Source organism: Pirellulales bacterium, from assembly GCA_036490175.1.
In the GTDB taxonomy this organism is placed as follows: domain Bacteria; phylum Planctomycetota; class Planctomycetia; order Pirellulales; family JACPPG01; genus JACPPG01.
In genome coordinates this window covers 37,088-60,832 of the sequence record DASXEJ010000382.1, presented here as the reverse complement: position 1 = coordinate 60,832, position 23,745 = coordinate 37,088, and the positions used below count along the sequence as shown (strand labels likewise).

19 protein-coding genes are annotated in these 23,745 nt (G+C 60.5%); 10 read left to right on the top strand and 9 right to left on the bottom strand.

Features of this window, described 5'->3' with window-relative positions:
* Positions 1-215: 215 nt before the first annotated feature.
* The 7 genes from ptsP (at position 216) to VGG64_29425 (ending at position 10,128) form a co-directional block, all read left to right on the top strand.
* Positions 216-1,958 (top strand): phosphoenolpyruvate--protein phosphotransferase, encoded by a 1,743-nt coding sequence (gene ptsP, locus VGG64_29455; GenBank protein HEY1603766.1) that lies wholly within the window; start codon positions 216-218, stop codon positions 1,956-1,958.
* A gap of 84 nt (positions 1,959-2,042) precedes the next feature.
* The gene (locus tag VGG64_29450) at positions 2,043-2,669 is read left to right on the top strand and encodes a TIGR03936 family radical SAM-associated protein (protein HEY1603765.1); all 627 of its coding nucleotides are present in this window, start codon (positions 2,043-2,045) and stop codon (positions 2,667-2,669) included.
* 80 nt (positions 2,670-2,749) lie between these two features.
* Entirely contained in the window at positions 2,750-4,384 is a 1,635-nt protein-coding gene (locus VGG64_29445) for an Rne/Rng family ribonuclease (protein HEY1603764.1), read from the top strand.
* Positions 4,385-4,529: 145 nt separating this feature from the next.
* Positions 4,530-4,844, top strand: a complete 315-nt coding sequence (gene rplU / locus VGG64_29440) for a 50S ribosomal protein L21 (protein HEY1603763.1) — start codon at positions 4,530-4,532, stop codon at positions 4,842-4,844.
* Between the two features lie 544 nt (positions 4,845-5,388).
* Positions 5,389-8,433 carry a vitamin B12-dependent ribonucleotide reductase gene (locus VGG64_29435; protein ID HEY1603762.1) on the top strand — a complete coding sequence of 1,015 codons (3,045 nt, stop codon included), beginning with the start codon at positions 5,389-5,391 and terminating at the stop codon, positions 8,431-8,433.
* 186 nt (positions 8,434-8,619) lie between these two features.
* Complete coding sequence (locus VGG64_29430) at positions 8,620-9,114, top strand: molybdopterin-dependent oxidoreductase (GenBank protein ID HEY1603761.1); 495 nt, start codon at positions 8,620-8,622, stop codon at positions 9,112-9,114.
* A 42-nt stretch (positions 9,115-9,156) separates the two neighbouring features.
* On the top strand, positions 9,157-10,128 hold the full coding sequence (locus VGG64_29425; protein ID HEY1603760.1) for an amidohydrolase family protein: 972 nt from the start codon (positions 9,157-9,159) through the stop codon (positions 10,126-10,128).
* Positions 10,129-10,222: 94 nt separating this feature from the next.
* Here the strand turns inward: VGG64_29425 and VGG64_29420 are convergent, their stop codons facing one another.
* Positions 10,223-11,497 carry a beta-ketoacyl-[acyl-carrier-protein] synthase family protein gene (locus tag VGG64_29420; GenBank protein HEY1603759.1) on the bottom strand — a complete coding sequence of 425 codons (1,275 nt, stop codon included), beginning with the start codon at positions 11,495-11,497 and terminating at the stop codon, positions 10,223-10,225.
* 964 nt (positions 11,498-12,461) lie between these two features.
* Between VGG64_29420 and VGG64_29415 the strand changes: the two genes are divergently transcribed.
* Both VGG64_29415 and VGG64_29410 read left to right on the top strand, forming a co-directional pair.
* Positions 12,462-12,947, top strand: a complete 486-nt coding sequence (locus VGG64_29415) for a division/cell wall cluster transcriptional repressor MraZ (GenBank protein ID HEY1603758.1) — start codon at positions 12,462-12,464, stop codon at positions 12,945-12,947.
* A 291-nt stretch (positions 12,948-13,238) separates the two neighbouring features.
* Positions 13,239-13,493, top strand: a complete 255-nt coding sequence (locus VGG64_29410; protein HEY1603757.1) for a hypothetical protein — start codon at positions 13,239-13,241, stop codon at positions 13,491-13,493.
* A gap of 78 nt (positions 13,494-13,571) precedes the next feature.
* Here VGG64_29410 and VGG64_29405 read toward each other — a convergent pair whose 3' ends face one another.
* Positions 13,572-15,209 carry a CTP synthase gene (locus VGG64_29405; GenBank protein HEY1603756.1) on the bottom strand — a complete coding sequence of 546 codons (1,638 nt, stop codon included), beginning with the start codon at positions 15,207-15,209 and terminating at the stop codon, positions 13,572-13,574.
* Between the two features lie 193 nt (positions 15,210-15,402).
* Complete coding sequence (kdsB, locus tag VGG64_29400) at positions 15,403-16,185, bottom strand: 3-deoxy-manno-octulosonate cytidylyltransferase (GenBank protein HEY1603755.1); 783 nt, start codon at positions 16,183-16,185, stop codon at positions 15,403-15,405.
* Between the two features lie 157 nt (positions 16,186-16,342).
* On the opposite strand from kdsB, the gene VGG64_29395 reads away from it, so the two are divergent.
* On the top strand, positions 16,343-17,308 hold the full coding sequence (locus VGG64_29395; protein ID HEY1603754.1) for an acetamidase/formamidase family protein: 966 nt from the start codon (positions 16,343-16,345) through the stop codon (positions 17,306-17,308).
* A 65-nt stretch (positions 17,309-17,373) separates the two neighbouring features.
* Here the strand turns inward: VGG64_29395 and dacB are convergent, their stop codons facing one another.
* The 6 genes from dacB to rho form a co-directional block, all read right to left on the bottom strand.
* Entirely contained in the window at positions 17,374-18,948 is a 1,575-nt protein-coding gene (dacB, locus tag VGG64_29390; GenBank protein ID HEY1603753.1) for a D-alanyl-D-alanine carboxypeptidase/D-alanyl-D-alanine-endopeptidase, read from the bottom strand.
* A gap of 228 nt (positions 18,949-19,176) precedes the next feature.
* Positions 19,177-20,361: a signal recognition particle-docking protein FtsY gene (ftsY, locus tag VGG64_29385; GenBank protein HEY1603752.1), complete on the bottom strand. Its 1,185-nt coding sequence runs from the start codon at positions 20,359-20,361 to the stop codon at positions 19,177-19,179.
* 83 nt (positions 20,362-20,444) lie between these two features.
* Positions 20,445-20,990: a hypothetical protein gene (locus tag VGG64_29380; GenBank protein HEY1603751.1), complete on the bottom strand. Its 546-nt coding sequence runs from the start codon at positions 20,988-20,990 to the stop codon at positions 20,445-20,447.
* Between the two features lie 5 nt (positions 20,991-20,995).
* Complete coding sequence (nusB, locus tag VGG64_29375) at positions 20,996-21,430, bottom strand: transcription antitermination factor NusB (protein HEY1603750.1); 435 nt, start codon at positions 21,428-21,430, stop codon at positions 20,996-20,998.
* 206 nt (positions 21,431-21,636) lie between these two features.
* Positions 21,637-22,107, bottom strand: a complete 471-nt coding sequence (gene ribH / locus VGG64_29370; protein HEY1603749.1) for a 6,7-dimethyl-8-ribityllumazine synthase — start codon at positions 22,105-22,107, stop codon at positions 21,637-21,639.
* Positions 22,108-22,246: 139 nt separating this feature from the next.
* Positions 22,247-23,518 (bottom strand): transcription termination factor Rho, encoded by a 1,272-nt coding sequence (gene rho / locus VGG64_29365; protein ID HEY1603748.1) that lies wholly within the window; start codon positions 23,516-23,518, stop codon positions 22,247-22,249.
* Between the last annotated feature and the right edge of the window lie 227 nt (positions 23,519-23,745).

Sequence of the window (23,745 nt, the reverse complement as noted above, 5' to 3'; positions counted from 1 at the left end):
GCAAGTAGCCGGTGGCGGCTGACCGCCAGGCACGCGCAACCATCCCACCGCACCATTGGGTGACATGCACTTTGGTGCGCGGAGGCGGGAAGCGTGGCCCCGGAGCCGTCGCCCCCCACGCGCCTCGTCGCGTTGGCGGCGCTTGCTGGACGTGCAGTTGCCGGCCCAGCACGCTACCAAGGCGCACCGGCGCCAGGCAGCACACAAGGATTCACATGCAGCGGTTGCAGGGTATCGCCGTTTCGCCCGGTGTGGCGATCGGCGAGGCACTTGTCATGGGAAATGAGGGATTTCGCATCCCTCGCCGCTTCGTCGCGCGCGACGCCGTCGATGAAGAACTGCTGCGTCTGGAAGCCGCATTCGCGGCCTCGATGCAAGAAGTCGAGCGCAACCGGGATGCGGTCGCGCTGGAGTTGGGCCGCGAGTATGGCGCCATCTTCGAAGCTCATCTGCAAATGCTCCGCGACCCGCGCCTGCGCGGCGAGTTGGAGCAGCTGATCCGCGACCGGCACTACTCGCCAGAGTATGCCGTCAGTCGGGCCCTCCGCCGCTACGTCAAAGTCTTCCAGTCGCTCCAAAGCAGTTCCATGGCCGAACGGGCCACGGACATTCTGGATATCGAGAAACGCCTGCTGCGCAACCTGCTAGGGCGTCGCCGCGAGGAAATCTCTTCGTTGACGTCACCCGTTTTGGTGCTGGCGCACAATCTGACTCCCAGCGAGGTTGCCAATCTCGATCGTCAGTTTGCGCTTGGCTTTGCCACCGAGTTAGGCGGGCCTGGCAGCCACACGGCGATCGTGGCGCAAGGCATGGAGATTCCCGCCGTCGTCGGCATCGGCACGTTCCTGACCGATGTATCCGGCGGAGACATGGTGATCGTCGACGGTGATCGAGGGCAGGTCATTCTCCAGCCCGACGACGAGACGCTGGCTTGGTATCGTCGCGATGAAGAGCACCACAAGACCCATGAAGTCGAGCTGTCGGCGCTGCGCGATCTGCCGGCGACGACCAAGGATGGGGCCTGCATCGAGCTGCTCGGGAATATCGAGTTCCCGCACGAAGCACGTCAGTGCCTGACCCGTGGCGCCGACGGTATCGGTCTATATCGGACGGAGTTTCTTTACTTGGGCGTCACGACGCCGCCGGACGAGGAAGTTCATTTTCAGGCCTATTCCGGCGTTGTAAAGACGATGGATCATCGGCCGGTCATTATTCGCACCTTTGATCTGGGCGCGGATAAAGTGACTACGCAGGTGGTAATTGAAGACGAGAAAAATCCCTTTCTCGGTCTTCGTAGCACGAGGTTGGCGCTGCGCAATCTGCCGATGTTCCGTACGCAACTGCGGGCGATTTTGCGCGCTAGCGCCGTCGGCGACGTGCGTGTAATGTTCCCTTTGATTGCCACGTTATTGGAGTTGCGTCAGGCCAAGATGGTGCTGGCCGACGTAATGGAAGACCTGGATGAGCGCGGCGAGACGTACAACCGTGACATCCCGGTCGGCATGATGGTCGAGGTTCCGTCGGCGGTGCTGATGATCGATCATTTTGTGGAAGAGGTCGATTTTCTCAGCATCGGCACCAACGACTTGATTCAGTACACATTGGCCGTTGATCGCAGCAACAAGGACGTGGCCGATCTGTACAGCGGCAGCGATCCCGCGGTGCTGAAGCTCATCAGCATGGCGATCACGGCCGCCGATCGGCATGGCAAGCCGATCAATCTCTGTGGACAAATGAGCGCGAATTCTACATACACGATGCTTCTTTTGGGTTTGGGGTTGCGGAAAATGAGCGTCGCGGCCGCCGCAGTCCCCGAGATCAAGCGTCTCTGCCGCAGCGTTACGCTGGAGCAGTGCCGCGCCGTGGCAGAGCGAGCCCTGTCGCTCGAAAATGCCCGCGACGTGACGAGTTATTTGAGACAAGAGTTGAAGACAATCCTGCCCGATCTGCCGGAGTAGTCGTGCGGCCCGAGGGCCGCCAGGTGATCGTGGCGACGAACAACCAAACGCTTCGCGCATCGGCAGCGCGAAGCACATGAGCTGATGGTTCGACGAAGAGTACGCCTACGATTTCGCAAAGAAGGGGATCTACGCCTGATTGGCCACCTCGACCTGGTGCGCGCCTGGGAGCGTATCCTGCGCCGCGCCGGAGTGCCGCTTGTCATGACCGAAGGGTGCCATCGGCGCCCGCGCATCAGCCTCCCCTCGGCGCTGCCGATGGGAGAAGCCGGTTACGATGAGGTCGTCGAGGTGGACTTCGACGGGGACGAAACGATCGACGCAATCCGCAACACGATTTCTGCAAGTGCACCGGCCGGCCTAACCACGACTCAGGTCGAGGAGCTACCGCCGACGGCGCCCAGCGCTGAAGTCAGCGAGTTTGCCTACGAGTTTCCGTTGCCCGACGACCGGCAGGCCGAGACGGCTGCCCGCGTAGCGTCCTTGCTCGCACAGTCCACGTTGCCGGTGGCACGCAGTGCCAAGCCGACCGTGGATCTACGCGGTCTACTTGTCGCCGCCGCGGTTGACGGGGGCGTGTTGCGATTTCGTTTGTCTGCCTCGCGCGAGCGTAGCTTGCGCGCCAAGGACATCCTCACCGCGTTGGGATTGGACGACTTGCGCGAGCAAGGCTTGTTCCCGATCCGAACCGAGGTGGTACTCGCGCGATGAAGACCTCTTCATACCGATCCGCTGCGGATCGTCGAGAACACCGTGGCTCACGACAGCATGCCGACCTAGAAAGCCATAGCATGAAGCAGGAAATGTTGATCAATGTTTCGCAGCCCGAGGAATGCCGGATTGCGATCGTCGAAGATGGTGTCTTGGAAGAGCTGTACATCGAACGCAGCAGTCAAGACAACTACGTGGGAAACATCTACAAAGGGAAAGTCGTCAATATAGAGCCGAGCATTCAGGCCGCCTTCATCGATTTCGGTGTGGGGCGCAACGGCTTTTTGCACATCAGCGACGTCGAGCCGCAATACTTCCGGCAAGGCGGCTACGATCCGAATAAGCCGATCGAGGATGGCGGCTCGCATCGCCATCGCGGCAACGGCGGAGATGAGCATGTCGGCGATGAAGGCGAAGAGTCTCAGCCGCAACGCGGCAGGCGCGGACCACGCCCAGGCGCCCGGCCGCGCATTAAGCCTCCGATTCAGGATATTCTCCGCCGCGGCGACGAGGTCCTGGTGCAGGTCATCAAGGAAGGCATCGGCACCAAAGGTCCCACGCTGTCCACCTATATCAGCATTCCGGGGCGCTATCTGGTCCTGATGCCGGCATTAGGGCGGGTGGGAGTTTCCCGCAAGATCGAAGACGACGATATCCGCCGCAAGCTGCGCGACGTGATGCTCGAACTGAACCCGCCGAAGGGGTTGGGCTTTATCATCCGCACGGCAGGAATCGATCGCACGAAGAAGGAACTGTCGCGCGACCTGGCCTATTTGCTCAGGCTCTGGAAGGTAATCGTCCGCAGGATCAAGAAGTCGCCGGCTCCCGTAGATATCTACGAAGAGAGCGACATGATCATACGCACGATTCGCGACATCTTTACCGGCGACGTCGATGCCATCTACATCGACGAGCATGCCGCGCACGAGCGTGCCAAAGAGTTTTTGCAAATCGTCATGCCGCGCTACGTGCATCGCTTGCAACTGTACGAAGGTAAAGAGCCGCTGTTTCATCGCTATCGGCTCGACGAAGAAATCAGTCGTATTCATCAGCGCAAGGTCCCCCTGAGGCAGGGCGGGTCGATCGTCGTCGACCAGACCGAGGCTCTTGTGGCGATCGACGTGAACAGCGGAAATTTTCGCGCCGACGACTCCGCCGAGGAGACCGCCTATCAAATGAATCTGCTGGCGGCTCGCGAGATCGCGCGGCAGCTGCGCTTGCGTGATCTGGGAGGCGTGATCGTCAACGACTTTATCGATATGCGTAAGGAAAGACACCGCCGCGGGGTCGAGCGCGCGCTGCGCGACGCCGTCAAGCGCGATCGGGCCAGGACCAAGATCCTGCGCACCAGCCCCTTCGGCCTGATCGAGATGACACGGCAAAGGATTCGCCCCAGCCTCAAGCGGAGCGTGTTCAAGGATTGCCCTGGCTGCGAGGGAACGGGCGTTGTCAAAACCGCCGAGAGCATGGCCATCGAGGTCGTACGCATGCTGATTTTGGCCAGCCAACAGGAGGATGCTTCGAAGGTGGCTGTCACAGTGGCTGACGAGGTGGCAACGTATCTGAACAACAAGAAACGCCGTGAATTGGCCAAAATCGAGGACGACGCCGGAATCTCGGTGCAGATTTACGGGCGGGAGGGGGTCCCCCCGGAGCATCTGCTGGTCGAAACCTTCGATTCCAACGGCCGGGACATCAAATTCCAGGCCCGTTGACCCTCGACGCGCGGCTGGTGGTCCACTACACTGCAAGGCTCAAAATCTGGATATTCGTAGGTTCGCCGGGTTTTTGTCTCGGCGAACTGCCGCGGCATCAGCCGCCGGCTTGTAACTGACAAACAGCGATTACGGGAACGCAGCGATGTACGCGATCATCGTCGACGGCGGACGGCAATATAAAGTCCACGAAGGTCTGGAGTTCGAGCTCGATTACCGCGAAGCAAGCGCGGGGGATGAGTTGCGTTTCGACCAGGTCCTGGCCTTTGGGGACGATTCCGGCACCAAGATCGGCCAGCCCACGCTTGCCGGGGCAGCGGTCGTCGCCGAGGTCGTGGGCGTGTCGCAGGGACCCAAGCTGGTCGTGCAAAAGATGCGTCGGCGAAAGAATTCGCGCCGCAAGACAGGCCATCGCCAATTGCACACCAAGGTCCGCGTCAGCAAGATTCTGGTAGGCTAGACACCAACCTCTGTCGGTCAGCCAATCAATGCGCCTTCTCAAAGGTCGCCGCCCCATTTCTGGGTGGCGGCCTTTTTCTATTGGGTCGTTTGGGAAGGTAGCGGTCCCCGGGTGACGAGTGCCGGACCTAAGGGATCAGGGTCCCAATCGTCCATTAAAAACTTCTTGGGCCAACGGCAGAGATCTCGCAGCTAGCACGAATCGCCGCAACGAAAGGGCCCACAACCTTTTATCACCGCTCCGCCCGCCGAGACCGACTCGGCGAGGTTCCCGAACGTGCGTTCTAAGTACAGTTTTGGCAGTAGGTTGTGCCATTGTTAGAATTTCATTGACAGTCGATTCAAAACGTGTAGACTTGGCTCCTGCACTTGATGTTGTACCTGTCTTATTGATCAGCTACAATATATAGCGTGCATTCCCCGAAAGATGGGGAGTCCGGGAAAACAAGGAAGCAGGGCCCAGGAATGGTATCCCGGGACCGGCCGCCTGCCGAAGACATTTCTATTGTAGTATAAATTTGTATACTACTGGAAAGGATGCCCTCATGACCCAGCAAGATACAGGCGCCACGCAATCACGCGTCACGGCCTCGGCGGCCAAGAAGAAGCCGGTTCGTCGGTTTCCGAACGGACTGGTTATCAACTCCGACTTTTGTCCGGTCGACGCGGCCGATCCGTTCGAGACCGTTCAGTGGGAGATTCGCACCGCCGCCATCAAAGGCGAAGACGGTGACGTTCTCTTCGAGCAGAACGACTGCGAAGTTCCCTCGACCTGGAGCCAATTGGCGACCAACGTCGTCTGCAGCAAATACTTCTACGGAGAGGTGGCCACCCCAGAGCGCGAGAACAGCGTTCGCCAACTGATCCACCGGGTCAGCCGGACGATTGCCGATTGGGGCGAGAAGGACGGCTACTTCGCCACGCCCAGCGACTGCGAACGATTCTATCGCGATTTGTCGTGGCTCTGCCTGCACCAGCACGGAGCATTCAATTCGCCGGTGTGGTTCAACGTCGGCCTGTTCCATCAGTACGGCGTGAAGGGATCGCAGTGCAATTGGCATTTCGACCTCGAAGCTCAGGAAGTGCGACGTCCGGAGAACCCCTACGAGTTTCCCCAAGGCTCGGCCTGTTTCATTCAGAGCGTCGACGACAGCATGGAAGACATCATGGAGCTCGCCCGTAGCGAGGCCATGTTGTTCAAGTTCGGCTCGGGCACGGGGACCGATCTTTCCACGCTACGCTCGCATCGCGAGAAGCTGTCCGGCGGCGGCAAGCCCTCGGGTCCGCTGTCGTTCATGCGGGTTTTCGACCAGATTGCGGCCGTGGTAAAGAGTGGTGGCAAGACGCGCCGTGCGGCCAAGATGCAATCGCTCAAGGTCTGGCACCCGGACGTCATGGAGTTCATCGAGTGCAAGCTGAAGGAAGAGAAGAAGGCCCGCATCCTCATCGAGAACGGGTACGAATCGAACTTCAACGGCGAAGCCTATAGCTCGATCTTGTTCCAGAACGCCAACCTCTCGGTCCGTCTGACAGACGATTTCATTCAGGCCGTATTGGATGACAAGCCCTGGAGCACCCACTGGGTCACAGAGCCAAGTCGGCCGGGTCCCAGCTGGCCCGCTCGCGACGTGATGGCCAAGATGGCCGAAGGCGCCTGGTATTGCGGCGACCCGGGCGTACAGTACGACACCACGATCAACCATTGGAACACCTGCCCCAATTCGGGCCGGATCAACGCTTCGAACCCTTGTTCGGAATACATGTTCCTGGATGACACGGCCTGCAATCTGGCCAGCATCAACCTGATGAAGTTCCGGCAGTCGGACGGCACGTTCGATGTCGAGCGGTTCAAGGCCGCCTGCCGCATCTTCTTCATCGCCCAGGAAATTCTGGTCGATCATGCCAGCTATCCCACGGCCGACATCGCTCGCAACAGCCACATGTTCCGTCCGCTGGGATTGGGCTACTCAAATCTCGGCAGCCTGAGCATGGCCAGCGGTCTGCCCTACGATTCGCAGGGAGCCCTGGGTTTGTGTGGAGCGATGACGGCTCTGCTCCACGGTGCTGCCAACCTGTGCAGCGTCGAGTTGGCGGCCGCGGTCGGTCCGTTCGAGGGCTATCCGAAGAACCGCGAGCCGATGTTGAGTGTTATGCAGATGCATCGTGACGCCGTCGAGACGATCGACGACGTCTGCCCGGCCTACCTCAAGGACGCAGCCCGCTCGCTATGGGACGACGTTCTCTCCAGCGGCCGCGTCCACGGTTTCCGCAACGCCCAGGCAACGGTTCTGGCCCCCACCGGCACGATCAGCTTCCTGATGGATTGCGATACCACGGGCATCGAGCCTGACATCGCGTTGGTGAAGTACAAGCAGCTCGCCGGCGGCGGGATGCTGAAGATCGTCAACCAGACGGTGCCGCTCGCCCTGCGAACGCTAGGCTACGACGAGCCGCAGATTGAGTCGATCGTGGCGTATATCGATCGCGAAGACACGATCGAAGGCGCCGCCGATCTGTCGGATGCCCATTTGCCGGTCTTCGATTGTGCATTTCAACCGCGCAATGGCACGCGTTCGATCTCTTGGCGTGCCCACGTGCGGATGATGGCCGCCGCTCAGCCGTTCCTGTCGGGTGCCATCAGCAAGACAGTGAACATGCCGCGTGATACGACGCCGGCGGACGTCGCCGACGCCTACCTGGAAGGGTGGCGGATGGGTTTGAAGGCTTTGGCCGTGTATCGTGACGGCTCGAAGGAAAGCCAGCCCCTCTCGACTAGCACCGAAGGGGATCGCGCCGCCGAGAAGCAAAAAGCGGCACCCCGCCGAGAGCGCTTGCCGGACACACGCAAGTCCGTCACGCACAAGTTCAGCATCGTCGGCCACGAGGGATATATCACGGTCGGCCTATACGACGACGGCCGGCCGGGCGAACTGTTCATCACCATGGCCAAGGAAGGAAGCACCGTCGGCGGCTTGATGGATTGCTTCGGCACCGCGGTCTCGATGAGCATGCAATACGGCGTTCCCCTGGAAGTGTATGTGAACAAGTTCTCGCATACACGCTTCGAGCCGATGGGGCACACCAAGAATCCGGATATCCGCATCGCCAAGAGCCTTGTGGATTACATCTTTCGTTGGTTGGGGATCACGTTCCTGCCAGGCTATCGCGAGGCGAACGCCAACATGTCTCCGACCGAGACGGCCGGCTCTGCCGGGGAGGATGCTCCCGGTGAGATCAAGCCCGTCGCCAGGATGAACGGCGGGCTGAATGCGGGGGCAGGATCGCCCAAAGCGAAGGACACCGCGAAGTCAGGTGGCCCGCGTGGCGCCGAAAAGACCAATGGTCATACGGCGTCTCCCAAGGCTCACGTCAACGGAAACGGTAATGGCAACGGTCATGGCCATCAGGTCGGCACCTTGCTGTTGGAGCGCACAGAGAGCGACGTCGCCGCACGTCCTCGCATCCGCAGCGAGCAATTTGCCAGTTTCCAGGCCGATGCCCCCAGCTGCGACAGCTGCGGTGCGATCACGGTCCGCAACGGAAACTGCTATCTCTGTCACAACTGCGGCAATAGCATGGGTTGCTCGTAACGGAATGTCGGGCCCTAGGCCCGCGGGTCGACCCATCTTTTGGCGGGCGCCGCTCCACATGGTCGGGAGCGGCGCCCGCTCTTTTTTTGCGCCCGTCGCGTGGACTCGGCGACGCCGGTATGATGCCTGCGCGGCGTGGTCGCGTGGCTTTCACATCCGAATCTTGTATCCGTGCGAGTCATCATCGTGGCTGATTCTGTAATTCTGTTGATCGATGGTGAAGTGGATCGCCCCGCAAGGCTGTCGCTCGCGGATTTAGCAGCGGTCGAATTCGGTAGCCAGGTTGCCGATGTCAGCCGTCTGGATCCCAAGCGGCATGGTCGCGCCGTGACTCTGGCAGGATTGTTAGCTCACGTGGGCGTGCGGACCGTGGCGCAGTATCTGACCTTGCACTCGGCGACTGATGATTTTCACGCCAGCATCCCCTTGGCTGCCGTGCGCGAGCGCGGGCTGTTGATCTACGCCTTCGACGGCGGGCCGTTGCCAGCCAAGGCCGGTGGCCCTGTGCGTTTTGTGATTCCCGATTATGCCGCCTGCCACACTGACGAAATCGACGAGTGCGCCAACGTCAAGTTCGTGGATCATATCGAGTTGACCGCCGCCCGCGGCCGCGACAATCGTCCCAGTGATGAACAGGAGCATTCCGAATTGCACCGGCGCGATGGCGAGGGGAATCCCTAGTCGTCGTCAGGCACAGAACGCCGACCAACCACAGGTCACTCTATGCATCTTTCCCGTACAACCCGACGCGCCTTCGGCCGATACGTTGCCGGCGCGTGCGCCACGGCCCTCACCGCCGACTTCCTCTCGGGCGATCTTTGTGGCGCGGCGCCGCAGGGAAAGTTCCCAGCCGGTCGCTACGTTGACGTTCACACCCATCTCGGCACGGTGTGGAACACGGGCAAGGAGCTAACCGCCGAAGAGTTGTTGCGCTGGATGGATGCCGCCGATATTGCGCAGGCCGTCGTGCTGCCGCTGGTTTCGCCCGAGTCGAGCAGCTATCCGATCAGCAGCGACTATGTGCTTGCACAGACCAAGCCGTTTCGCGATCGGTTGATACCGTTCTGCTCGGTCGATCCGCGCACAAGTTACACTGGCGGCCACGCGGGGCTGGTGGCGATGCTGCGGCGCTATGTCGACGCCGGCGTCCGCGGATTCGGCGAGCACAAGCCAGGAGTTGCGATCGACGATCCAGGCAACATGGCGCTGTACGGCGCTTGCGCCGAACTGGAGTTGCCGGTTTTGTTTCACTTGGACAACTTGCGCAACATGGATGCGCCGGGCCTGCCAGGGTTGGAACGCGTGCTCAGCGCGCACGCGACCGTCCCTTTTATCGGGCATGGCCCGGGATGGTGGGCTTCGATCGGTGGAGGCGTCACGGCGGCCGACATGGCCGGTTACCCACGCGGAGAAGTCGCGGCCGGCGGCGCGATCGACCGACTGATGGACAAGTACCCCAATCTGTACGGCGACCTTTCGGCCGGCAGCGGCGCCGGTGCCATCCGCCGCGATCCGGCATTTGGCCGCGCCTTTCTCATCCGCCGCCAGGATCGCCTGATGTTCGGCACCGATTTTCTCGCGCCCGGTCAAGACGTGCCCCAGCTCGAGCTGTTCGCGCAAATCGGCTTGCCAGCGGAAGCGGCGGCGAAGATATTTCGCGATAACGCCCGCCGCCTGCTGCGGCTCAATGCATAAGTCCCAGGATCAGGCACCGGAAGCGGCACGCCACGATTGCGTTCGGCCTTTACGGCCCAATGCGGTTGTTGATGGCGGCCCGAAAGGCGGCTGGTCAGGCAGCGATTTTTGGCGGGTAGTTGAACCCGGTCGAGGCATCCATCCAGCGCCTCAGCACGATAGCCGCCAGGTGGCCGCCGAATGCGACCGAGATTTTCAGCGCCGTCTGAAATTGCGAAGACCGGCCCACCAACGGGATGCAATCCAGATCGCACTGCGGATCGGGATTTGTCAGGTTCAATGTGGGCGGAGCGAATCCGTCGCGTAGTGCCAGCGTCGTGATCGCCAGCTCGACACTGCCCGAGGCATTCACCAGGTGACCCAGCATGGACTTGGTGGCGCTGACCCAGATCTTGTCAGCCGCGCGACCGAGCGCGCGGCGAATGCCCCGCGTCTCGACCACGTCGTTTTGCAACGTGCCGGTCCCGTGGGCGTTGATATAGTTGACCTCGCTGGGAGCCAGCCGCGCGTCATTGAGCGTCGTCGAGATGAGGTACGCAAGCGCTTCACTGTCAGCGTCCAGTCCGGTGACGTGATGCGCTTCGGCCAGAATCCGGCCGCCAAGGATTTCGGCGTAGATCCGCGCGCCGCGATTCACGGCGTGGCTTAGCCGTTCGATGACGAACAGCGCGCCCCCTTCGCCCATCACGAAGCCACTTCGTTCGCTATCGAATGGGCGACACGCCTGCGCAGGATCTTCATGATGCGCGAGCACGCCCATGCGATGAAATCCCGCGGCGAACAACGGGTGGATTCCCTCGGCGCTACCGGCCAGAGCCACATCGGCCTTGCCATCTTCTATCGTGCGGACGGCAGCCAGAATGTCGATCAATCCGCTGGCGCAGGCTGTAGAGTGACAAATCCGCGGGCCGTTCAATCCAAAGCGATTCGCCACCGACGAGCAGCCCGTGTTGGGCATCCATTGTTGCCACCAGGGGACAGCCATGGGGACGATCATCTGATCGAGCCCGAGTTGCTCGACGACGAAGCCTGTGTCACCCATGTGTCCGCTTATCGCGCACGCGAAACGATCGCGATCGATTTCGTTCAAGCACACGTGCGCATCGGCGAGGGCCTCGGCCGCGGCGATGTGCAACAGTGTAATAGTCTTCAACTCGCCGGGGCGACCCAGTGGCACGTCGACGGTTGCCGCAATGAGCAGATCGTCGGGAATGCCTGCCATGCCCCGCAGGCTGCGCACTCCGCTGTGGCCCTGTTGGACGGCGTGCCACACGCTTTCGCGATCTTTGCCGACCGAGGCGATCATGCCAATGCCGGTGATGACAATCGGCTCTCGATCATCACGGCGGCGTGGCAGGCTCTCAGGCACAATAGGAATCTCTGGATGGCACAAGAGGGTGAATCAGCGCGGGTGCGAACACATTCCGCCAGGCACGAGGCGAACAACTCCAAATCGCCATGATCGGCAGATCCATCCTGGATCTTCAGGTCGCCATAATTTCGCAGGCCGGTCGGCCCTAGCTGTGCTGGATTCTGGAGAATCGGAGCAACTGAGTCAAGCTGAGGACTTCGACGACACACATTGTTGCATGCTTTGAGAAACAATGCGACATAAACCCAAGCAGAACATCGTCTTTTAACTGCTACCGAGGGGAGTCCGCGAAGCCGGCGCTGTGTTTACCTGCCATGCGCGAAGTAGCCAGCTTTACAGACATCGTTGCCGGTCTGGCCCCCGTGGGCCCGCTTGCATTGCCAAGCCTGACAATGGGCAGTTGCCGGGAATCGACCGTTTTTCGTTTACGCTGCAAAGTCGTAAATCTCTCGACGTTGTCGGATACCCTTCGTAGCGCGTGATGGTTTCAGAACGCTCAGGCGCAGCGGTCCGAAATAGCTTGCTCAAGACAGGGGCCACGCTTATGCGCGGCGACGAATCGGTGTGTCCAGCAATGCGAAGTCCGCACGACGTTCGTGTTGCAACATGCGATTTCAAACTTTGCAAACACAGAATCGTGGCGATTTTTTTCTGCGTGGGTCGCGCGGTTTGCTCGCGATTCTCGACATCTTGATGCGGTGAAACGCGTCTGTTCGCGATAAATTCCCGCACATCGCGACCTGTCCTCAACGAGAATTTTTTCAGCAGAAATGTGGTTGCAAATCGAGTTCGAGTTGGTAGACTCCTTCCTGTGTGGGGAATGGACCCACAATGGTTATTTTAGAGCTAAAGGCTGGGGATTCTTGCCCAACTCTAGTTCTGGCAAAGCTGGCCGGCACGAGAACGGAGTCGCAGTCTCGCTGCGAGCTGACGAGTACCTGTCCTCAGTGGTCCGACCGACATGGTTAGGGACGACAACCTGATCCTGGGAGAGTTTCGACGGACGCTCGACGAGCGTTATCGGTTGTCGATTCCGCAGGAATTCATCGCATCGCTCGGTGGAGAGCAGGCCACGTGTATTCTCGCCAAGGAACGCCCGGGCTGCCTCAGCTTATGGAATCAGGCCCAGTGGCAGGGGACGTTCGATGCGGGGGTAGAAGTCATTCAAGGCAAGCTGCGTGCCGGCAAGCTCGAGTCACGCTTAGCAGAAGTACAACTGCTGGGCCGGTTATTATCGACCCGACAAACTCAAGTCACATTGGCTGGCCGCGGCCGGCTTTTGCTACCCGAAGGCTTTCGCGAGTTTCTCCGCGTGGAACCCAACAGCGACGTGCTGCTGATCGGCGCGGCCGTCTGCCTGGAGATCTGGAACATCAACTCCTGGCTCGAATACCTGGAAAAACGAATGCCGAAATTTCGGCGCCTGTTTGATCGACTAACCGGCTAGCGCACATACGCGCCCATGCCCGGAACGGAGTAAGTGTTGTTTTCCCCGCTTGTCACCCGGTTGGAAAGCACAAGACCAAGGATTGGCATCATTGGCATGGAAGCCAAATATTCTTCTCCGTCCGGGCATGGTCTTTTATGCCCGCGGCGATCAGGACCGAGAGCCGGAGCTTAGCGAAGCGTCAGCGATCATGGGCGCGTCACATTCGCCCTGGCGGGCGTACATTTCGCTTTGTATGGACTCCGTCCGTCGCCAAACCTCTCGCGGCGTTCCTGTGCAGAATGCGGCAGCATGCCCAATGATCCTGCAGAAATGGCGGACTGGATCGGCTCGCTGGGTGTTGCGATCCTGCTCGGCGCGTTCTTCCTCAACTTGATCGGCCGTGTACCGGCTGGATCACGCCGCTATCAAGTGGCCAACGCCCTGGGCGCCGGCCTGGCCTGCCTGGCGTCCTACATGATCGGCTTCTTTCCCTTCGTCGTGCTGGAAGGGACGTGGTGCGCCGTGTCGCTGGCCAGTTTGTTGAGAGGAGTCCGCCCTCAGTGACTTTTGCCACCGCACGCAAGGCAAAACATACGAACAGCATCGGGCCGGGGCCGCTGTTCAGAGCGGCAGGCCCGACCGTTACGGCATTTCCACTTCGCGTGACCGTTCGCCGCGTAGCGAATGTCGCGCCAGCGCCGCACCGATAAAGTTGGCAAACAGCGGATGGGCAGCCGTCGGCTTGCTCTTGAATTCCGGATGGAATTGCACCGCCACGAACCAGGGATGCGCGGGCAACTCGATCAGTTCCACGAGCGACTGGTCGGGGCTGGTGCCGGCGAAGAGCATGCCATGGGCAGCGAATTGATTGCGGTACACGTTGTTGAATTCGTAGCGATGCCGATGCCGCTCGAAAATCCTGGTGCGTTGGTACGCCTTGGCGGCGTGACTTTCGGGGTCGAGCACGGCTTCTTGCGATCCGAGCCGCATTGTGCCCCCCTTGTCTGTAATGGTCTGCTGTTCGTCTAACAGGCAAATCACTGGGTGGGGGGTGTCCTTTGCCATTTCGGTCGAATGGGCGCCCGCAAGGCCGACAACATTGCGGGCAAATTCCACTGCCGCGCACTGCATCCCCAGGCAGATTCCCAGGAACGGAATTCCACGCTCGCGGGCAAAGCGAATCGCCTCGACCTTCCCCTCGATGCCGCGCTCGCCAAATCCCCCTGGCACGAGTAGCCCGTCGTAGCCGGCCAACAGCCGTTCCGGTCCGTCGCGTTCGACTTCCTCGCTTTGAATGCGTTGGATGCGGATTTGGGCCCGATTGGCGATCCCGGCGTGATCGAGTGCCTCGTAAATGGATTTGTAGGCGTCGCGGTGCTCGGCATATTTGCCCACCACGGCGATACCCAACTCGTGATCGGGGTTACGCAGCTTGTGTAGCAGGTCGCGCCAGTCGTCCATGTCGAGATGCCCCGCCGTAAGGCCCAGGCGGCGCACGATCAAATCATCGAGCTTGTTGTCCATCAGGCTCAGCGGAACTTCGTAAATCGAGAAATCCTTGTCTTTCTCCTCGATCACGGCATCCTTGGGAACGTTGCAAAAGAGCGCGATCTTCTCGCGATCCTCGCGGCTGATCGTCCGCTCGGTGCGGCAGATCAAAATATCGGGTTGAACGCCGATCTGACGCAGTTGGCCCACCGAATGTTGGGTCGGCTTGGTCTTTAGTTCGCCGGCCGCCTTAAGATATGGCACCAGCGTCAGGTGGATATAAAGGCAGTTTTCTTTGCCAATATCCAGCGAGTACTGGCGAATGGCTTCCAAAAAAGGCTGGCTCTCGATATCGCCGACGGTGCCGCCGATCTCGGTGATCACGACGTCGACATTCTCACCAGCCAGCTTCGCGATATCCGCCTTGATCTCGTTCGTGATATGGGGGATCACCTGCACGGTATTGCCCAGAAACTCGCCGCGCCGTTCCTTATTGATCACGGACAAATAAATCTGCCCGGTGGTGTAGTTCGAGTCCCGCGTGAGCGGACTGTTGGTGAACCGCTCGTAGTGCCCCAGGTCGAGATCGGTCTCGCTGCCATCGTCCAGCACGTAGACTTCGCCGTGCTGATAGGGGCTCATCGTGCCTGGATCGACGTTAATGTAGGGATCAAGCTTCTGCATGCGCACGCGCAAGCCGCGACGTTCCAGCAACATGCCGATTGAAGCACTCGTCAGCCCCTTGCCGAGTGAGCTCACGACGCCGCCGGTGACAAAGATGTGCTTGGTCATACGTTCCACCGTCCGTGTGCTTGATGAATTTCCACGGGTTGGTTCGCGTGTTCGCGCGCCACTACCCACCGAGCGGCCAGGGCAAAAAACATTGCCACAGTGCTACGACTATGAAACGAGGTAAGCCCGAGCAATTGGGGCCTAAAGGGAGGGCCAGGGTCGCCATTCCCCAATCGAACCCTGGAGCCACATTCTAGCGTCCGTGGGTGCGTTTCACAAACGCCTCATAATCCTCGGGCGTATCGATGCCTACGGTCGGCTCGTCGACCACGCCCACGGCAATCTGGTATCCCGCGTCGAGCACCCGCAACTGCTCGAGTTTCTCCAACTGCTCGAGCCGCGCCGGCGGCATTTGGGCAATCTGCAGCAAGAACTCGCGCCGATAGGCGTATAGCCCCACGTGCTGATAGAAGTTGGGCGGATTTTCCGTGAGCAAGTCGTCGTGCCAGTCACGCACGAAGGGGATCGGGCAGCGGCTGAAATACAAGGCACGGCCGCGCCCGTCGAAGACGACTTTCACGCAGGCCGGATCGAGCAGCTGTTCACGCCTGCGAATCGGTGTGGCCAGTGTCGACATCATCAACGTTGGATCGCGTTCCAAAAGTTCAATCGCCAGGTCGACCGAATGACCAGACAGCTCGGGCTCGTCCCCCTGCACGTTGACAAAGATATCGATGTCGGGCCGCCGCCGCGCTATCTCGGCCACGCGATCCGTTCCGCTGGCGCAATCGATGCTGGTCATCTCGACTTCGCCGCCGAAGGCGCGAACTTCGCTGAGAATTTCTTCGTGGTCTGTCGCCACGCAGACGCTCGTGGGGCGCATGGCGCGGCGGGCCGCCTCGAACGTGTGCTGGATCAACGATTTGCCCGTGTCGCGCAGCAACATCTTTCGCGGCAGCCTGGAAGAGGCCAGGCGCGCCGGGATGACGATCATGCTGGTCGAGTGAATACGCGGGACGAATTGTGGCTGAGACATCGTCTGGCCCTCCGTGGCTGGGCAATTCTTAACAAGTTCCGGCAACCGCGCGTAGAGCAGGATTCGTAATGCCGGAGGCCGCTTTCTATAATGCCGATTCAGCCCAGGACGGTGGTGATGTAAATCGCTGTCGGGTCCCTATTTCGGAGGACTTTCGGTGCAACGTATCGATCGCGAACAGGCACGCAAATACGCTTTCAATTGGCTGGACGAGCCGCTGTTGCGGGTCGAGCCAGGCGAGACGTTCGAGATCGAAACGTATGACGCCAGCACCGGCTACTTCCGCTCGACAGACGATAAGGCGATTCCGGCGCGACGCCCCGGTTTCGATCGCTACCCTCCCATGGCGAACCCGATCGGCGGACCCGTCTGGCTCTCTGGCGCCGAACGAGGCGATACGCTGGTCATCACACTCGACGACATCCTGGTCGACGATTATTCGTGGACTGCCGTGGGTCCGCGCCGCGGGCCGCTGGGCGAGTCGACGCGCTGGCCCGAGTTGTCGAGCGAATACACAACGCGGATCTTTCACCACACGCCCGGCGCGAGCGGCACCACGCGCGACGGCACCCTGCAGTTCAACGACAAGATCACCTGGCCGCTGACACCGTTTGTCGGCACGTTGGGCGTCGCGCCCGATCGTGAAGTGACGACGAGTGTCGACGGGCAGGGGGAGTGGGGCGGCAATCTCGACATCCGCGACGTCGCACCGGGGAATCGGATCTTTCTACCAGTGTTTCATCCCGGGGCGCTCTTCTACGTCGGTGACGTACATGCCAGCCAGGGAGACACCGAGTTCACGGGTACCGCGGCCGAAACCAAGTCCACCGTTCGCCTGAAGCTCGACCTGATCAAGCAAAAGCGCATTCCCTGGATGCGCATTGAGAAGCCCGATGCGATTATCTCGTTGTACGCGTTCCGACCCTTGGAAGTGGCAGTCGAGACGGCCACGGTGAACATGATGGATTGGCTGATCACCGAATATGGCTTCACGCCGACAGATGCGTATTGCTTCGTCAGCACCTGCCCCGATTTCCGTATCCACGTCTATCAGATGTGCAAGCTCGGCAAGCTCAACTACGTGGCCGGCGCCGAGGTGCCGAAGAAATATTTGAAGAAATGACGAACACCAAAGGCAAGATGATGGACGTTGGTGGGCTTCGTCTTGGTCGTCTTGCACTCAGGTCATCATTTCGCTTTTACGATCTCCTCGCACACTTTGCCCAGCACCTGGCCGACGTGCTCGCGATCGTCGGGCTTATGAATCTGTACCTGGTTCACGAACATGGCAAGTGCCACGCGCCGGCCAGCGGCTGTCGTGGCGTACCCGGCCAAGGCCTTACTATTGAGCATCGACGTGCCGTTCATGACATTGCTCCACACCAGCGTGCCGGTCTTGGCTTGTACCTTGCCGCGCGCCGGGCTGTCTTTGCCCACCGAGGAGGCCAGCGTACCGTCGACCCCCAAAATCGGTAATGCCTGCCGGTATTCTTCGAAGTCGGGACGCGTCGCCATGTAGCGCAGCAGTTGGACCGTGGTGCGCGGCGTCGTGTAATCAGCGCGGTCTCCGCCGGCGCCGCCGCCGAACGAAATCGAATCGACGTCGACCCCCACGCGGGCCAGAAAATTGTGCTGCAACCGCAATCCTGCCGATAACGTCCGTTCGTCATGTCGCGCCGCCAACAGCAAGGGCAGGGTGCTGGCGTGTAGGTTGTGGCTGACCTTGAGGATCAGCTTCGCGGCCTCGGAAAAAGGAGGCGATTTCAACAGCGCCACGCGCTGCATCGTGGCGTATTCGGTATTCTCCGGCAGGTTGTCGTCATCGTTCGAGTCCAAGGGAGAAGCCTCGACGCGCACGTCCGCGCGACGCAGCGCCTCGATCAATAGCGACCGCGCGAACGACGCCGCATCCGTAACTTCATGAATGCGCACCAAAGGTTTTGCCTCGGCCGGGATCTGCCCGTCCACGATCACGACACCTTCCTCCGGCGATTGCACGTCGACGTGCGTCTCGCCTTTGGCTGCGACCGTGTCGACCTGCACGTCCACGCGCACGGCCGCCGTCTGTGGCCGCCACTCGGCCTTGGCCAGTTCACCGGGCCGCGTGGGCGTAATCCGCACATCGATCACGTTGTCGTTGATGATGATCGGCGTCAGTCGTCCAGGGCCACTACCGGTGCCCTCGGCGGACTGGAACAACCGGTCGTCAACCAGCACGTCGCCTTCGACGTGCTTAATTCCGGCGGCCGCAATTTGCCGGGCCATTTCATCAAGGCCTGCCAGAGGGTTGGGCTTGGTTATCTCGGCCGAGCGACTGAAGTTGGCGTAAGTATGGTCCGAATCGACAAACGCAATGTGGCCTTGTTCGTCGGTTCGGCCTCCCATGTTCAGGTCGCCACTGGCCACTAGCACCAGGTTGCCCGCCAAACGGCCGTCCTTATCCACTTCGGCGGTGGCATAGACGGGCGTCTCGAAGCAATAGTCGGCGCCAAACTCGTCCAGGGCCGCGGCCACGGAATACAGCTTCGTTGTCGAGGCCGGTGCGAAGAGCTTGTCGGCCGCTCGTTCGTACAGTGTCGCACCAGAATCCATGTCCACCGCCAACACGCCCCAATGCGCGTGCTTGAATTCTGCGGCATCGATCACGGCATCGATGCGCTTGCCGAGGTCGTCGTCAGCGGTGGTGAAGCTACAGTGCGAGGCGATAGCGAGCAGAATCGCTACCGGCAGTAGCGCGCGGCGGCGAGAGTATTGCAGAATCATGATTGGCCTCGGCAGGTCTGTCCGGCGCAGGTTGCAGGCAAGAAGGCCCTATTCTCGGGCACGTCCGTTGCCATTGCAACGTACCGGGGTGCCACTGTTGGCTTGTCCAGCAGTGATATGACGGAACCGGTTTCACGACGATTCGCACTGCTGGACAGGCCAGCAGTGACACCCAAAACTCGTACTTCGAGAGGCCGGAATCTGCCGAGCGCATCTGACGCTCGCGTTCTATTTGGCGGGACTAGCCGGTGAAAGCAAATCCTCGAACATGGCTTCCACGAATTCGTCGGGATTGAAGAGAGTCAGGTCTTCGGCCTTTTCCCCGATGCCGAGGTATTTAACCGGCAGGCCGACAAGTTGGCGAATCGCCACTATGACGCCCCCCTTGGCGGTGCCGTCGATCTTGGCCAGCACAATACCCGAGCATTGCACAGCCTCGCTGAAACTCTTGGCCTGGCTGATGCCGTTCTGCCCTGTGGTGGCATCCAGGACCAGTAGCACCTCGTGCGGCGCGCCGGGCACTTTCTTGGAGATGACCGTGTGAATCTTTGTCAGTTCTTTCATCAGGTTCTGCTGCGTTTGCAGCCGGCCGGCCGTGTCGATAATGCACACGTCGGCGCCGATTTCGACAGCGCGGCTCACGGCGCGATGCGCCACGCTGGCCGGGTCGCTCTTGGCTTCCCCCGTGACGATCTCGGCCCCCAGGCGGCCCGCCCAGATCGTCAACTGCTCGACGGCCGCGGCGCGGAAAGTGTCGCCCGCCCCCAGCACGACGCTCTTTTTCTGATTGATGAACATCCGCGCCAGCTTGGCAATCGATGTCGTCTTGCCGGCGCCATTGACTCCGGCGACCATGATCACGGTGGTGCCCGCGTCGGCGAAGCGAATCGGTTCTTCAGGTTGCTGGAGCAGCTCCTTGAGCTTCGTCTTTAGATTCCCGACAACGTCTTGCATATGAACGACACGGCCGCGGAAATCGGTGCGGACCTGGTCGATGGCCTGTTGGGCCGAGGCGACACCCATGTCGGTCTTGATGAGGATTTCCAACAACTCGTCGAGAAAGGCGTCGTCGACCAGTCGACCTTCGCTCTTGAACAAGTCGCGAATGTCGGTATTCAGGATTCGCGTCGTCTTCTTCAAGCCCTCGCGAATCTTGGCGAAGAAGCCCGATTTCTTGACAGGTTCGGCCTCGGCCGCAGCCTCGACGGGGGCCGCAGGTGCTGTCGGCGGCGACACGGCCGGCTCGTGGGTCACGCGATCGGGCGCAGCAATGCTGGCCGCGAGCAAGGTCTTTTCTGAGGGACCGACCCGAATGGTCCCCTCGTCGGGCTTGCCGGATACAGGCTTATCGACCTCTTTGTCCGGAGGTGCGCCGTCGTCGGCCTTCTTCTTGAACCTGTCGAATAATCCCATTGTGCAGGAATTGCCTTTGGCGAATTATTGCTAACCGTGAAAGCAGGGGGCGTCCAACTTCGGCGATGCATCCAGGCGGCCCATCATAGCTTGGTGAGCACGGCGAAGTAAAAGACCGGCGGCCATAACACATTGGTCGCCAGCGTCACGCTACGCAGCAACAGCAGAGGAAAGTTCTGGCGAGCCCCGCGAAACATTATGAGTGTAATGATCAAAAAGAGAATGGACCCCGCGCACAAAGAAATCGCCAGATAAAGCAGGATTTCCATTGTGCGGTGAACCCAGGGGTGACCTGATTCAAACGGGTCGAGCAGGAAGAGGAGCCACATCAAGCCAGCGGGAATAATGGCCATCAACGCGCAGGCAAGCGACATTCCCTCGCGGCGCAGGTTGCGCCGTGAAATTTGCGCGGGCGAAGCTGCCGCGGCCTGGTAGCGCAGGCGATATGAGCGCCAGGCGCTGGGCGCAAAGAAAAACCAAAACAGTATCAAGGCCGGCAGGATCCCGAATACCATGCTGCCGGGCGGTTGCCAGGTGTGCGGCCAACTCCAAATCGCGAACGCGACAAACGCAGTCGTTGCCAGCAGCCTGCGAATGCTGAACTGGAGCCCTAGTCCCTGCGCGTCCAAGGTCGTTAGCCTTTCCCGCGAGGTTCGTCGCGATCACTGGGCGCATGGCCGGCTAAGAACCGATCGAGGATGCCGTTGACGAACTGGGCGCTGTGGGCCGTCCCAAAGCGCTTGGCCAACTCGACGGCTTCGTTGATCGCGACCCGGCCGGGCGTCGCAGTGTAAAGGATCTCGTAGGCACCCAGGCGGAGCACGTTGCGGTCCGTGGCAGCCATCCGCCCCAGGCTCCAATTGTCAGCCGTCCGCGACAGCAGGGCATCGAGCTCGGCTTGATTGCGGCGCACACCAGATACCAGGCTACGCGCCAACTCGACTAGCTCATCCCCTTGCAATCGCGACTGCAGAAACTGATCGGCGACGCCTGGATTGTGCGTCGGATTCAGGTCGTCCTGGTAGAGGACTTGCAGCGCAACTTCACGAGCTCGACTGCGGCGTGTCATGGCAAAGATTCTAGCGGCTTGGGTGTTTGTCGGGTGGTACGTGATTACGTGGGCTGTGGGCGACTCACGCGCGGGGCCGGCTCCTCCTGTGGACCCCTGGACGACCATTTCGCGTCGTCGGCTGGCCGTCGCACTTTTTTTGTGGGAGCTGTGGCCAGCGGCTTTCCAGCCGCAGGGCCGACGCTAAAGTGCGCTCGCTCGGCGGCTTATTGCGGCAGCTGCCCGAGCAGGTGGATCATCTCCAGGGCGGCCTCGGCGCAGTCATTTCCTTTATTGCCTACGTTCCCGCCCGAGCGGTGGATCGCCTGTTCGAGAGTATCGCAGGTCAGCAAGCCGAACAATACCGGAACACCTGTGCGCACCGAGAGGGCCGCTAATTCCAGGCTCACTGCCCGATTTATGTGTTGATCATGCGTCGTTTCACCGCGGATCACGGCCCCCAGGCAGGCGACCGCCGCATAATCTCCTCGCTCGGCCAGCCGCGCGGCCACGACCGGAATCTCGAAAGCGCCGGGCACCCAGGCCACGACGAGCTGCGTCTCGGGGACGCCGTGCCGCGCAAAAGTCTCGATCGCGCCCGCAAGCAGCCGCGACGTGACCGAATCGTTGTAGCGCGCCACGACGATCGCTATCCGCCGCGAGGTCGTCGCCATTTCACCGCGATAAATCTGAGGCATGATTTCCCTAACAAGATCGCGTGCCAGACAAGGCCTAGTTGAGCACCCGCTCGGTGCTGCACGCGGTGGGGAGCCTTGGGCACGTTCTACACAACATGACGCACGACATCAGTCGCGGCGGAGCGTCGCCAAAGCGGTTCTACGACTTCATGCTCATCAGGAATTCGGCATTGCTCTTGGTCTTCTGCAGCCGCGTGGTGAGCAGTTCCATGGCGTCGGTGGGGTTCATATCGTTGAGCACGCGGCGGAGGATGCACACGCGACGGTGCTCTTCGGGGTCCATCAACATTTCTTCGCGGCGGGTGCCGCTGCGATTGACGTCGATCGCCGGATAGATGCGCTTGTCGACCAGCTTGCGATCCAGCACCACCTCGAGGTTGCCGGTCCCCTTGAACTCTTCGAAGATCACTTCATCCATCTTGCTGCCCGTGTCGACCAGGGCCGTGGCGATGATCGTTAGCGAACCCCCTTCTTCGACCTTGCGCGCGGCGCCGAAGAATCGCTTGGGCCGCTGCAGTGCATTGGCGTCGACGCCGCCGGAGAGGATTTTGCCGGAATGCGGTACCTCGGCGTTCCAGGCACGGGCCAGCCGCGTGATCGAATCCAGGAAGATGATCACATCGTGGCCGTACTCGACCATCCGTTTGGCCTTTTCGATGACCATCTCTGAAACCTGCAGGTGTCGCGCCGACGGCTCATCGAAGGTCGAACTGATCACTTCGCAGTTGGGACCCTTGACCTGCCGCTCCATGTCGGTGACTTCTTCGGGCCGTTCGTCGATCAAGAGCATGATCACATACACCTCGGGGTGATTGATCAACACGCTCTTGGCCATTTTCTGCAGCAGGATGGTTTTGCCGGCGCGTGGCGGGCTGACGATCAGACCGCGCTGACCGAAACCGATCGGCACGATCAGATCGACGACCCGCATGCTGACTTCATCGGCCGACGCCTCGAGCACAACCCGCTTGTCCGGGTGCAATGGCGTAAGCTCGTCGAACGATACCCGCTCAGCCACCAGGTTAGGGTCCTGGTAATTGATGGCTTCGACTCGCAACAGCGCGAAGTAGCGCTCGTTTTCTTTAGGGGGGCGGATTTGCCCCGAGACCGTAGCGCCCGTCCGCAATCCAAACCGCCGAATCTGGCTGGGCGATACATAAATATCGTCCGGGCAGGAAAGGTAGTGATAATCCGGGCTGCGCAAGAATCCAAAACCGTCGGGTAGCACTTCCAGCGTCCCTTCGCCGAACATCAATACGTTCTGCTTTACCCGCTCTTTGAGGATCTTGAATATCAGGTCCTGCTTCTTGATGCCCGTTAGCTCGGTGAGGTTTTCGCGGCGGGCCTGGTCGATCAGCTGCGGCATACTCATCCGCTGCAGTTCGGCAATGTGAATGTCGCCTTGCTTGATCTGCTCGTAGCGATCGTCGGTATCGTCGCCGCGGAGGGCCGCCTCTTCGGCGATTTCCTCGGCCAATGAGAGGGGCTCGCCTTCGAGATCGCTGGTGTCCGAGCTATACGGCTTTTCGTTGCCGGGCTGCTTGGTCTTCGTGACGCGGCTTTGTCGTGTTTCCGACATGGCGGAACTACTCCGGATGAGATCGATAGTGTCGGCGCACTGAAGGCGTCAACGGCAGG